The 12,118-nt window shown below is 65.8% G+C and carries 7 protein-coding genes and 6 pseudogenes; 4 read left to right on the forward strand and 9 right to left on the reverse strand.

The window, feature by feature from the left end:
• Positions 1-29 precede the first annotated feature (29 nt).
• Positions 30-812, forward strand: coding sequence for a DDE-type integrase/transposase/recombinase (locus HUV60_RS32615; RefSeq protein WP_257853664.1), 783 nt, complete (start codon positions 30-32; stop codon positions 810-812).
• Between the two features lie 267 nt (positions 813-1,079).
• Here HUV60_RS32615 and HUV60_RS32620 read toward each other — a convergent pair.
• Positions 1,080-1,334: pseudogene (locus HUV60_RS32620) on the reverse strand (transposase); the annotation flags it as partial.
• A 230-nt stretch (positions 1,335-1,564) separates the two neighbouring features.
• Between HUV60_RS32620 and HUV60_RS32625 the strand changes: the two are divergent.
• Positions 1,565-2,781, forward strand: a protein-coding gene (locus tag HUV60_RS32625) for an IS3 family transposase (protein ID WP_257853782.1) whose coding sequence is annotated in 2 segments (ribosomal slippage) — positions 1,565-1,880 and positions 1,880-2,781 — 1,218 coding nt in all. Because the reading frame shifts where the segments join, the coding sequence is not laid out codon by codon here.
• A 102-nt stretch (positions 2,782-2,883) separates the two neighbouring features.
• On the opposite strand, the pseudogene HUV60_RS32630 reads toward HUV60_RS32625, so the two are convergent.
• Both HUV60_RS32630 and HUV60_RS32635 read right to left on the reverse strand, forming a co-directional pair.
• Positions 2,884-3,102: pseudogene (locus HUV60_RS32630) on the reverse strand (glutaminase); the annotation flags it as partial.
• 33 nt (positions 3,103-3,135) lie between these two features.
• Positions 3,136-3,339 (reverse strand): annotated as a pseudogene (locus tag HUV60_RS32635) (integrase core domain-containing protein); the annotation flags it as partial.
• Between the two features lie 587 nt (positions 3,340-3,926).
• Here HUV60_RS32635 and ltrA (HUV60_RS32640) point away from each other — a divergent pair.
• The gene (gene ltrA / locus HUV60_RS32640; protein WP_257847794.1) at positions 3,927-5,204 is read left to right on the forward strand and encodes a group II intron reverse transcriptase/maturase; all 1,278 of its coding nucleotides are present in this window, start codon (positions 3,927-3,929) and stop codon (positions 5,202-5,204) included.
• A 62-nt stretch (positions 5,205-5,266) separates the two neighbouring features.
• Here the strand turns inward: ltrA (HUV60_RS32640) and HUV60_RS32645 are convergent.
• Positions 5,267-6,279: pseudogene (locus tag HUV60_RS32645) on the reverse strand (IS3 family transposase); the annotation flags it as partial.
• A 65-nt stretch (positions 6,280-6,344) separates the two neighbouring features.
• Here HUV60_RS32645 and HUV60_RS32650 point away from each other — a divergent pair.
• Positions 6,345-6,611, forward strand: a pseudogene (locus HUV60_RS32650) (integrase core domain-containing protein); the annotation flags it as partial.
• Between the two features lie 297 nt (positions 6,612-6,908).
• On the opposite strand, the gene HUV60_RS32655 reads toward HUV60_RS32650, so the two are convergent.
• The 5 genes and pseudogenes from HUV60_RS32655 to HUV60_RS32675 all read right to left on the reverse strand — a co-directional run bounded on the left by HUV60_RS32655 (position 6,909) and on the right by HUV60_RS32675 (position 11,586).
• The gene (locus tag HUV60_RS32655; RefSeq protein ID WP_257853667.1) at positions 6,909-8,084 is read right to left on the reverse strand and encodes an IS701 family transposase; all 1,176 of its coding nucleotides are present in this window, start codon (positions 8,082-8,084) and stop codon (positions 6,909-6,911) included.
• 6 nt (positions 8,085-8,090) lie between these two features.
• The gene (gene ltrA / locus HUV60_RS32660) at positions 8,091-9,539 is read right to left on the reverse strand and encodes a group II intron reverse transcriptase/maturase (RefSeq protein WP_257848168.1); all 1,449 of its coding nucleotides are present in this window, start codon (positions 9,537-9,539) and stop codon (positions 8,091-8,093) included.
• Between the two features lie 594 nt (positions 9,540-10,133).
• Positions 10,134-10,304 (reverse strand): annotated as a pseudogene (locus tag HUV60_RS32665) (IS701 family transposase); the annotation flags it as partial.
• Positions 10,305-10,531: 227 nt separating this feature from the next.
• Positions 10,532-11,179 (reverse strand): dihydrofolate reductase family protein, encoded by a 648-nt coding sequence (locus tag HUV60_RS32670; RefSeq protein WP_257853669.1) that lies wholly within the window; start codon positions 11,177-11,179, stop codon positions 10,532-10,534.
• A gap of 161 nt (positions 11,180-11,340) precedes the next feature.
• Positions 11,341-11,586, reverse strand: a complete 246-nt coding sequence (locus HUV60_RS32675; protein WP_257853671.1) for a DUF4277 domain-containing protein — start codon at positions 11,584-11,586, stop codon at positions 11,341-11,343.
• Between the last annotated feature and the right edge of the window lie 532 nt (positions 11,587-12,118).

Raw genomic sequence — 12,118 nt, forward strand, 5'->3', positions numbered from 1 at the left:
ACGGCCACCTGCACGCGGCGGTCGAGGAGTTGAGGCTGCTGGTGGGCATCGTGGACACCTGCCGGATCACCGGGCGTTCCCGGGCGACCCACCACCGGCGGCTGCACCCCAGGCCGTCGGCGGACAAGCGACCACGGCCGACCCCGGTCACCGCACTGTCGGCCACCGAGCGGGCCGCCGTGCTGGCGCTGATGAACAGCTGCGAGTACGCCGAACTGCCGCCGGCCCAGATCTACGCCCGCGAACTGGACGAGGGCCGCTACCACTGCTCCGAGCGCACGATGTACCGGATCCTCAAGGAGGCCGGGCAGGACGGCGAGCGGCGCCGGATCGCCACCCACGGCGCCAGGACCGTGCCCGAACCCGTCGCCGACGCCCCTTCGCAGGTGTTCACCTGGGACATCACGAAGCTGGCCGGTGAGGACAAGGGCATCTGGTACCACGCCTACGTCATCATCGACATCTACAGCCGCTACATCGTCGGCCACACCGTGGAACGGGCCGAATCGGCCGACCGGGCCGAGGAGCTGATCCGCGAGACCATCGAGCGCAACGGCATCGTGCCCGAGACCGTGCACGCCGACCGGGGCACCTCCATGACCTCCAAGAAGGTCTCACAGCTGCTGATCGACCTCGGAGTCACCCGCAGCCACTCACGCCCCAAGGTGAGCAACGACAACCCCTACAGCGAAAGCCACTTCAAGACCACCAAGTACCAGCCCGACTTCCCGCGCGGGTTCGACCCGCTGACACACGCCCGGGACTGGATGGACGGCTTCATCAGCTACTACAACCACGTCCACCGGCACTGAGGGATCGGCTACCACACCCCGGCCAGCGTGCACTTCGGCACCGCGGAGCTGGTGCGCGAGCAACGAGCCGCCACCCTCACAGCGGCCTACGAAAAACATCCGGAGCGGTTCAACCGCCGCCCCGTCCCGCCGTCAATCCCCCGCCAGGCATGGATCAACCACCCCGCCAAGCGACATCAAAAAGAACAACAGATCTCATAGCGCCACATTCATTTGACTTGACAGACACCGACGCAACTGCCAGCGCAGCAGATCGTGAATGTCCTAGTCGGTGCCCTCGTCGCGCCAGAGGTGGAAGTAGTACTTCACCGCTCCGGGCGGGGGCATGTCGTGGGGCGGGAAATCCCACTGACACCCCGTGCGGTTCTGGTAGAGGATCGCGTTCGCGATCTCCCGCATCGCGTACTTCCCCTGATGGCCGCTGACCGACGGATGCTGGGCCTTCCCTGCCGCGATCACGGGTTCGGCAAGCTTCCACTGCTCATCGGTGAGATCACTCGGATACGGCTTGTGCATGCTCATGCCGCAACCCAAGCGAACCCCGAACGCCTGACCGGCGGCGTTGCCCCAACATCACACCATCAAGCGATGACAAGACCAGCGAAACACCACATCCCGCGCTCTGATAGACCCTGTGAGACCGACGGAGAATAAGTAGCGTGTTCCACAAGGTCACATTGCTGGGGCTTCACCCCGGATCGTAGACACCTTGGACACTGGACCTTGAGGGTCCAGAGGAAGAGATGTCACTGATGGTGATGAAGGTGTACTCGGCGGAGTTCAAGGCGGATGCTGTCGCGCTGTACCTGTCGGACCCGAAGAATACGTTCGAGGGCGTGAGCAAGGACCTGGGCGTCAGCCGGGAGACGCTGCGGAATTGGGTGCGGGTCGAGCGCACCCGGCAGGGCCGTGCGGCGGCCGCGAGTCGCTCGCCGCGGGCGGTACAGGCCGTTGATGTACCCTCCGACGATGTGCTGAAAGAGGAGAACAAGCAGCTCAGGGCTCGGATCAGGGAGCTGGAGACCGAGCGGGAGATCCTGCGGAGGGCCGCGAAGTATTTCGCCGGCGAGACCAACTGGTGAGCCGTTTCCAGTTCGTTGATGATCATCGCGGCGCGTTCGGCGTCAAGCGGCTGTGCCGGGTCCTGGAGGTCTCCCGGTCCGGGTTCTACCGGTGGCTGAAGGGCGCCCCGGCCCGCATCGAGCGGGCGCGGTCCGACGCCCGCCTGGCCCGGCGGATCCGGGAGATCCACAAGGAGTCCGACGGTACCTACGGCGTCCCGCGGATCACGGCCGAGTTGTGGGACGCCGGGATCGAGGTGAACCACAAGCGGGTCGCGCGTGTGATGGCCCGGATCGGCCTGCAGGGCGTGCATCTGCGTAAGAAGGTCCGCACTACCGTCCCCGAGCCGTCCGCGACGCCGGTGCCCGATCTACTGCGGCGTGACTTCACCGCGAGCGAGCCGAACACCAGGTACGTCGGCGACATCACTTACCTGCCCATCGGCGACGGCCAATTCCTGTATTTGGCAACGGTGTTGGACCTTTGCTCGAAACGGCTGGCGGGCTGGTCGATCGCCGACCACATGCGCACCGAGCTGGTCACCGATGCGCTCCGGGCTGCGGCCCGTACCCGCGGCGGAACTCTTGACGGGGCGATATTCCACAGCGACAACGGCGCCCAGTATGCGTCGAAGGAGTTCGCGAACGTGTGCCGCGAACTCGGCGTGACCAGATCACGTGGGGCGGTCGGAACCTCGGCGGACAACGCCGCCGCCGAATCCTTCAACGCAAGCCTGAAACGGGAGACCTTGCAGAGAAGGAAACGCTGGTCAGGGGCGCGCGAGGCCCGCCTCGCGGTGTTCCGGTGGGTCACTCGCTACAACACGAAAAGAAGACACTCCGCACTCGGCCAGATCAGCCCGATCACCTACGAACAACGATCGATTACGCTGGCCACTGCTGCATAGCAAACGGTGTCCACGATCCGGGGTCAAGCCCCGCTGGCCGGATCGCCACAAGGCGCTGGAAGCAGGTCACTTGTTCATCGACGGGTCCCTGGTGCCCCGACGCTAGAACACCGACAGTCCTGTGAGCGTCGTGAAGCGGTCCAGGGCCGCCACTCCCGCCACCGAGTTGCCCCGCTCGTCCAGGCCGGGCCCCCATACGCAGAGCGTGCAGCGGCCGGGAACGACGGCGATGATGCCGCCGCCGACACCGCTCTTGCCGGGCAGGCCCACGCGGTAGGCGAAGTCGCCCGCGGCGTCGTACGTTCCGCAGGTGAGCATGATCGGGGCTTGACCCCGGATCGTGGACACCGTTTGCTATGCAGCAGTGGCCAGCGTAATCGATCGTTGTTCGTAGGTGATCGGGCTGATCTGGCCGAGTGCGGAGTGTCTTCTTTTCGTGTTGTAGCGAGTGACCCACCGGAACACCGCGAGGCGGGCCTCGCGCGCCCCTGACCAGCGTTTCCTTCTCTGCAAGGTCTCCCGTTTCAGGCTTGCGTTGAAGGATTCGGCGGCGGCGTTGGTGTGTCCAGAAGGTGATTGTGAGGTTCTGATGTAGAAGACGGGAACGAACAGTTGCCATGCTGTTGTGGAGATGAAGGTAGGTCCTTCGGCATCGGCATGCAGGTGCAGGTGTCAAACCACCATGAGCTGCTGCGGTGAATGAGCCGTGGTGGTGAGCGTCATGGAAAAGCCGTACTAAATATGGCAGGTGTGGGCTGAGAAGGCGAACGCAAGTGAACCGCCGATGACGTGTCGTAAAGCTTAGACGACATCAAAACCAGGGCCTCAATGCTGTCCTGGGACAAGCCAGACGGGAACCTGTTTACTGGTCTGGCGGTGTCCGGCATGAAGGTGGCGCGAGCTCAGTCTGGGCTTCACAACGGAACTGGAGAACTCCTCGACGCGAAACCGCGATCCATGGGTTGACGTGGCTCGCGAGAGGGAGAGGCGCAAGTGGCGAAGAGTCATGAGGGCCGGAGTACCGGTCGCGCGTCGGGAGGGCGGAACGTCCCGTAGTAGTGATGAAACCTCCGTAATAGGGGTGGAGCGAAGGGGACGTGTTGTTGGGTGTCGATCGGCGATCAACCAGCGATGGGAGGAATCGGATGGTCGAGACAAGGCCAGCGGACAAGCCGTTTGATATTCCGAGGCGGCTGGTCTGGAACGCATACCTGAAGGTCAAGGCCAACAGGGGAGCGGCTGGGGTGGATGGGCAGTCTTTAGCGGAGTTTGAGCAGGATGAGAAGAACAACCTGTACAAGCTGTGGAACCGGCTGTCCTCGGGAAGCTACTTCCCTCCACCCGTGAGAGCGGTTGATATTCCCAAAGCCGGCGGTGGGATTCGGAGCCTTGGGGTTCCGACCGTGGCCGACAGGATCGCCCAGACGGTAGTGGCTATGACATTGGAGCCTGAGGTGGAGCAGATCTTCCATCAGGACTCGTATGGCTACCGCCCGAGGCGGTCCGCGCTGGATGCGGTGGAGACGTGCAAGCAGCGGTGCTGGAGGCATCCTTGGGTGATCGACCTTGACATCCAGGGCTTCTTCGACAACGTGCCGCACGGCCCCATCAACGCGGCAGTGGAAAGGCATACCAATCTTCCGTGGGTTCTGCTGTATGTGAAACGGTGGCTAGTCGCCCCCGTACAACAGCCCGACGGAACGCTCGTCAGGCGGGAAAAGGGGACTCCCCAAGGGTCTGCTATTTCACCATTGTTGTCGAATCTGTTCATGCACTACGCCTTTGACGCGTGGTTGGTCCGGGAGTACCCGGCGATCAGATTCGAGCGGTACGGCGACGATGCTGTGGTGCACTGTGCCAGTGAGAAGCAGGCGATTTTCGTCCGCGACATCATCGAGGGCAGGCTGCTGCAGTTCGGATTACGTCTCCATCCGGAGAAAACCAGGGTGGTGTACTGCAAACAGGAAGGTCGTGAACGGGAGTTCCCGGTCACGAAGTTCACGTTTCTGGGGTATACCTTCCGTCCTCGGGCTGCCCGCTTGCGGGATGGGAGGCTGAAGACCGGCTTCCTTCCCGCAGTGAGCGAAACAGCCATGAAGTCCATGGCGAGGACTATCCGGAGCTGGCGACTGGGGCGCTGTACCGAGCTGAGCTTTCAGGAGATCGCCGCGATGATCAACCCCGTCGTGGCGGGATGGATCAACTACTATGGGCGCTTCTACAAGTCCAGGTTGATCAGGTTTCTGGAACAGCAGATCAATCCGTTCCTGGTGAAATGGGCCCGGAGGAAGTACAAACGGTATCGTCGTGCTTCAAGAAAGGCCCGGAGAAGGCTGGCTGAGATTGCCTCAGCATTCCCGGGCATGTTCGCTCACTGGAAGCATGGCGCGTTGCCCACTGGTTCAACAATGGGAGCCGTGTGAGTCGCGAGGTTCACGCACGGTTCTGAGAGCGGCGGTGGGTGAAATTCCCGCCGCCGACTCACCTCCGCCGAGGTTCCGACCGCCCCACGTGATCTGGTCACGCCGAGTTCGCGGCACACGTTCGCGAACTCCTTCGACGCATACTGGGCGCCGTTGTCGCTGTGGAATATCGCCCCGTCAAGAGTTCCGCCGCGGGTACGGGCCGCAGCCCGGAGCGCATCGGTGACCAGCTCGGTGCGCATGTGGTCGGCGATCGACCAGCCCGCCAGCCGTTTCGAGCAAAGGTCCAACACCGTTGCCAAATACAGGAATTGGCCGTCGCCGATGGGCAGGTAAGTGATGTCGCCGACGTACCTGGTGTTCGGCTCGCTCGCGGTGAAGTCACGCCGCAGTAGATCGGGCACCGGCGTCGCGGACGGCTCGGGGACGGTAGTGCGGACCTTCTTACGCAGATGCACGCCCTGCAGGCCGATCCGGGCCATCACACGCGCGACCCGCTTGTGGTTCACCTCGATCCCGGCGTCCCACAACTCGGCCGTGATCCGCGGGACGCCGTAGGTACCGTCGGACTCCTTGTGGATCTCCCGGATCCGCCGGGCCAGGCGGGCGTCGGACCGCGCCCGCTCGATGCGGGCCGGGGCGCCCTTCAGCCACCGGTAGAACCCGGACCGGGAGACCTCCAGGACCCGGCACAGCCGCTTGACGCCGAACGCGCCGCGATGATCATCAACGAACTGGAAACGGCTCACCAGTTGGTCTCGCCGGCGAAATACTTCGCGGCCCTCCGCAGGATCTCCCGCTCGGTCTCCAGCTCCCTGATCCGAGCCCTGAGCTGCTTGTTCTCCTCTTTCAGCACATCGTCGGAGGGTACATCAACGGCCTGTACCGCCCGCGGCGAGCGACTCGCGGCCGCCGCACGGCCCTGCCGGGTGCGCTCGACCCGCACCCAATTCCGCAGCGTCTCCCGGCTGACGCCCAGGTCCTTGCTCACGCCCTCGAACGTATTCTTCGGGTCCGACAGGTACAGCGCGACAGCATCCGCCTTGAACTCCGCCGAGTACACCTTCATCACCATCAGTGACATCTCTTCCTCTGGACCCTCAAGGTCCAGTGTCCAAGGTGTCTACGATCCGGGGTGAAGCCCCGGTGTGCCGCCGGCTCGGTGTGACCCGCTCGCGCGGCGCGGTCGGCACCAGCGCGGACAACGCCGCCGCGGAGAGCTTCAACGCAACCCTGAAAAGAGAGACCCTGCAAGGGAAGAGGCACTGGTCAGGAGCACGCGAGGCCCGCCTCGCGGTGTTCCGGTGGGTCACCCGCTACAACACGCGACGCAGGCACTCGGGGCTTGGCTACATCAGCCCGATCGCCTTCGAACAGCGATCAGCTACGCTGGCCTCTGCCGCATAGCAAACGGTGTCCACGCTTCAGGGGAAGCCCCCAGCCTCCGCGCGCAGGCGATCCACCTAACTCATGATCTGAATCTCAGACAGGACCTAGTACTCCAGCAGGATTTCGCTGTCTGACCTGGTCTTTTCGCCGGGTGGCGGGAGTGTAGCGGGACTTCGATCGTGCGGGGGCGGTCTCACGGAGACCGCCCCTCGATCGTGCGACAACGCCGCAGGTAGTGACAGCGGCGGGCGACTGCTTGGCGTCGGCGGCGCCAGTTCGACCAGCTCAGCGCGTGGTGTCGTCCGCGGTGTCCGCTCAAGTGCGGGGGCCGGGCACGACAAGCTGCCAGGAGTCGCCGAACCTCCGCCACTGTGAGCCCGATGACCCCGGGTGTCTCACCTGTTCCGCCCCTTTTTCCCAGGACTGGTGTGCCGTGGCGGCCAGGAAGGCGTGGGCAAACATGGCCAGAGTGATGTGCCGGTACCAGCCCACGTAGCGGCGGACCTCGTACTGGTCCAGGCCGCACTCGTTCTTCGCGGCCTGGAAGCACTCCTCGATCGCCCAGCGCGCCCCGGCGACCCTCACCAGTTCCTGGACGGTGACCTGAAGGGGCGCGTAGGCGAGGTAGTAGGCGATCTCGTCGGGCTTGCTGATGCTGCGCCGGGCCAGTGCCCACCGCATCCGGTGCGGGACCTCGCCCTGATAGTCGAATTCGGCGACGGCCGGCAGCCGCACCGCTGCCCAGTGGTAGACGCGGGGTCCCTTCGCGCCGTCGCCGCAGGAGATCTTCTCCCATGCCTCGTCCGGGGCCTGCGCGAACAGGCCCTCGATCCGTGAACAGCCCACGGTGAACTGGGACTTGGGGACGGCCAGTACGTAGCCGACACCCGACTGTTCCAGCAGCCGGCGGAATCGGTTGTCCTGGCCGTAGGCGGAATCCGCGGTGACCCAGGTAATGGGCAGAGGCGAGGCCAGGGCCCGCAGCACCATGTGCCGGGCCAGTTCGCCTTTGGTGGCGAACTCCCGCTCGTCGGGGACCCTTGCGGTGCGGCAGCGGTCCCGGTCCTCGGTCCAGGACTTCGGGAGGTAGAGCTCGCGGTCGACCAGGGCCCTGCCGCGGGCGGTGGCGTAGGCGGCGAAGACACCGATCTGGCAGTTCTCGGTCCGGCCGGCGGTTCCGGAGTACTGGCGCTGGACTCCGGCCGAGGTGGTGCCCTTCTTGATGAACCCGGTGTCGTCGATGATCAGAACACCGTCGGCCTCGCCGAGCTTGGCGGCGACGTATTCCTGCAGGTCGTCGCGGATGTCATCGGGCTCCCACTTTGATCCGGCGAGGAGGTGCTGCAGGCCGTCAGGGGTGGAGTGGCCGGCCTGTTCGGCCAGCTGGTGAGGTCGACTCGGGGCGCCCTGCTGGTGTTTCCACCAGCGGGTTTCCCCGAGCCGCCTCCCGAACCGGACGTGCCCGCTCTCCAGGCATCCGGCTCTCCACAAGCCCTCTCAGACGGCCGCGGCCGTCGTGCTCCCACTGGGCCAGGGCGAGGGGATCTTGTTCCCGCGATACAAATAGCGGTTGGTTCGCACCTTCGCGCACCTGAACAAGACCACCTCGTCATCAGCAGGCCACCATCGGCCCGCGCAGTAACGACGGCGAAGACTCTTCCAGTTGGACCGGCGGTGCTTTCGCCGCAGCCACCCGAAGACCTGCCGCCAGGTGAAGGCCGACAGGTACTGGAAGGTCGCGGACGACACCCCGTGCCGGAAGTACGCCGTCCAGCCGCGCAACACCGGGTTGAGATGGTGCAGCACGACTGCCAGCGGCAGGTTCGTGTCCTGTCGGCACAGCGTCTTGACCTTCTCCTTGACGGCTTGGAGGGCCTTCTTGGAGGGGTAGAGGTAGACGTAGTGCTTCTGGGTCCCACGTTTGCGGTGACGCTGGAGGCGCCACCCGAGGAAGTCCAGCCCCTCGTCGATATGGGTGATGGCCGTCTTCTCCACCGACAGACGCAGTCCCATCGGGGCGAGTACTTCCGCCACCTGGGTGCGCATGTCTTCGGCCTGCTCGCGTGTCCCGGTCACGGCGATCAGAAAGTCGTCCGCATACCGGAAGAGCCGGTAGTTGGGCAGATTCTGCCGACGTCGCCGGGCCCGCTGGCCTTGCGTGGAGTTCGGCCCGCCCGGACCGGCCGCGATGAACTCATCGAGAACCGACAGGGCGATGTTGGCCAGCAGCGGCGAGAGGATCCCACCCTGCGGAGTGCCGGAATCGGTGTCCTTGGACTGGCCAGCCTCGCTGAGGATGCCCGACTTCAAGAACGCCTTCACCAGGTCAAGGACGCGCCGGTCTCCGACTCGGCGACGCACCCGGCCCATCAGGGCCGCGTGGTCGATCGAGTCGAAGCACGCCTCGATGTCCCCCTCCACCATCCACTCATAGGAGTTCTTGGCGAAGTGGTGCGCCTCGGCGAGCGCGTCGTGAGCCCGGCGCTTCGGGCGGAACCCGTAGGAGCACGGGAGGAAATACGCCTCGAAGATCGGCTCCAGTACCAGCTTCAGGGACGCCTGGACCACCCGGTCCCGCACGGTCGGAATACCCAGCCGACGGCGCTTGGCCGTCCCCGGCTTGGGGATCATCCTTTCCCGCACGGGAAGCGGACGGAAGGTGCGGTCCTTCAGGTCGGACCGCACCTCGTCGAGGAATGCCTCGACGCCTTGCCCGTCCTCCACGGAACGGGCCGTCTGCCCGTCCACTCCGGCCGAGCGAGCGCCCCTGTTCCTCCTCACCCGAACCCACGCGACCAGCAGGAACGCGGGATCAGCAACGAGATTGAACAGGTCATCGAACCGGCGATCACGATCGTCGGTCGCCCAACAGTGCAGTTTGGTCTGCATCTCCAGTACCCGGCGCTCGGCCTTGAGCAGCCCGAACTCCAGCGCGTCGGTATTCACCAGCGACCTCCTGGCATTGCAGCATCCTCCCTGCCGACTTGCTGGCCCCCTTCGCCATGCACGGAGCTTTCCTCCGCTCGGACTACTACGAGGCCTCCGCCCCACCTGCGGACCTCAGCCGGCAACGGGCCTGCCCTCCTCGCCGGACCGGCTGTCCGGAAGGAAAGGGCGACCGCAGGCGGTTCCCACGTTCACCATGTGCCGATCGGCCAGGTCGGCGTCCCGCTACTACCCCGGCAGCATCACCACGCCTACGCCGCAGACCTTCAGCGTGGCCTCCCCACCGGCAGTTGGAGACCGGCTTCGGAGTTGACCGCCCCAGCCGAAGCAAGCGGTCACGCACTGCACCCCGGGCCCATATCCGCCAGATTGGAGCCCGGTGACAAGACTTACGGGGCTTTACACGGATTCCTCTTCGTACGCCTTCTGGCCTTGCTTGCCGAACCCGACGCGTCTGGCAGTACCGCGCCGTCCCGGCGTTGTCAGGGCTGCTTCCCGTCCTCACCGGCGTTCCCCGGCCCGGACTGCCCTCAGCTTCTACCCGGCCGCTGCGACGGCCCGGCGGTAGAGGTCTCCCACCTCCACTCGGTCACATGGCGCCTCGTGGCGCACCCAGCTGTTCTTGCGGGCGACCGGGGCGAGCAGCCCGCGCACGTAGTCCCGCATGCGGCGGCGGAGCTCGACTCGGCCGAAGCGGTGCCCGATGGTCAGGAAGAGATCGTCCAGTTCGAGGTCCCACTGCGCGGCGGCAGACTCGGTGATCACCCTCGGAGGCTGCCCCGCCGCCGTCACTATCTGCGGCGTTGTCGCACGATCGAGGGGCGGTCTCCGTGAGACCGCCCCCGCACGATCGAAGTCCCGCTACACTCCCGCCACCCGGCGAAAAGACCAGGTCAGACAGCGAAATCCTGCTGGAGTACTAGGACGCCGCTGGGCGGCGGCCATGCCGCGGACGCCGGCGACGGAGCCCGCGGCGACTGGACGGTCCGGCCTCACTTCCGCCAGAACAGGTGGTGCGTCACGCCGCTCGGGCTGGGCACGACGTCCTGGTGGAACCGGTCGAGCAGCTCATCGGGGGACCCCCACAGCCGGGCCCCGGAGCCGAGCTCCGTCGGCGCGACCGCCACATGCAAGGTGTCGACGAGGTCGGCCTCAAGGAACCGCCGGATGATCGTGGCCCCACCGCCAAGCCGGACGTCCTGGCCCTGAGCCGCCTCCTTCGCCTGGGCGAGCACTGCGGCCGGGTCGCCGCCGACGAAGTGGAACGTTGTGTCGGAGAGCGTGAACGACGGGCGCTTGTGGTGCGTCATGACGAACACTGGCGTGTGGAACGGGGGCTCGTCACCCCACCACCCCTGCCACTCGTGGTCCTGCCAGGGCCCGCGCTGCGGCCCGAACTTGTTGCGGCCCATGATCTCGGCGCCGATGTTGCGGGCGTAGTCCCGCGTGAAGTAGTCGTCCAGACCTCGGCTGCCACCAGGTTCGGAGCGGTTGACGGGTGGGTGGTCGGTGGCAAAGGCCCAGGCGAGCAAGTTCCCCGGATCGGCATGGCCGAACGGCTTCTCGAGGCTCTGGCCCTCGCCGGCGCCGAACCCGTCGCTCGAGACGGTGAAGTTCTGGACCCGCAGCAACTGACTCATGCTGCTCCTCCTGCTTCGCACTTTCTGATCACTTGACGAACGGTGGACCGGCCGGGCCGGGAAAACTCATCGCCGCATCGTGCAGTTCTCATCGAGCTCCCGCAGTCGCGCGCCGGGTGACGACTCCCCGGTGGTCGTCCCCCAGCGCGGCCGCGTACGGCTCACCGGGCGAGCGTCCAGCGGGGGCGGCGGGTCTTCCGGCCCTTGCTTTCGCCGCGGGCGGCCGCGGCCTGACGGGCGGGCTCCCGGTTGGCCATCAGCACCTTGATCACCTGGCCGTGCGTCAGCTCCGCCCGGGGACCGGGCGGGCAAAGGGCACCGACGGTCCCCGCAACATCCAGCCGGCGCAGAAACTCGGCAGCGACGGGCAGAGCGCCCCAACACTTGGTCACCACGGACTCGATCACGCACTCCATAAGGGGGCGTTCCGTCTGTGGCCGCGGGGACCGGGAAGTCATCGACACACCCGGACCAACGCTGACAGGCCTGTGCGGACACCGCCCGGCCCCGCTCTCCAGCCGAATCAGCGACCCGCGAAATACGGGGCTGGCCCTCGGAGTCACCGGCGAGCTTGCGTAGAGGTCTCGGTCTCGGCGCGGACGTACCTCGGCCCATGGTCTGGGGGCTGCAGGCTCCGCCTGTCGGGGGACAGAGAGCGACGGTTTCCGGGGATGCCGCGAGCGTCGACCGGATTACTCACTCTCGCGGACCCGGCCGCCGGGAAGCCCGGCAGACCTCATCAGGCGCGATGTGAACCGCGTGGGGCTGCTGCGCATTCCGTTGGCAGCCAATGAGCGAGCGTGGGTGCAAGGTCAGGTTTTCACTAATTTGGGTGTGGCTGGGTGGAGTGTGTTGCTCTCTGCCGGGTCGGCGTGACCATGATGCTGGGCGACGGGCCGGGACCGAACGGCCGAGGACGAACCGCGGTAGTGCGTCAGT

The organism is Streptomyces sp. KMM 9044 (assembly GCF_024701375.2).
Classification (GTDB): Bacteria; Actinomycetota; Actinomycetes; order Streptomycetales; family Streptomycetaceae; genus Streptomyces.

Excerpts from the sequence above, each read along its gene's own strand:
- HUV60_RS32670 (WP_257853669.1), bottom strand. The coding sequence starts at position 11,179 with ATGAGTCAGTTGCTGCGGGTCCAGAACTTCACCGTCTCGAGCGACGGG.
- ltrA (WP_257847794.1), top strand. The coding sequence starts at position 3,927 with ATGGTCGAGACAAGGCCAGCGGACAAGCCGTTTGATATTCCGAGGCGG.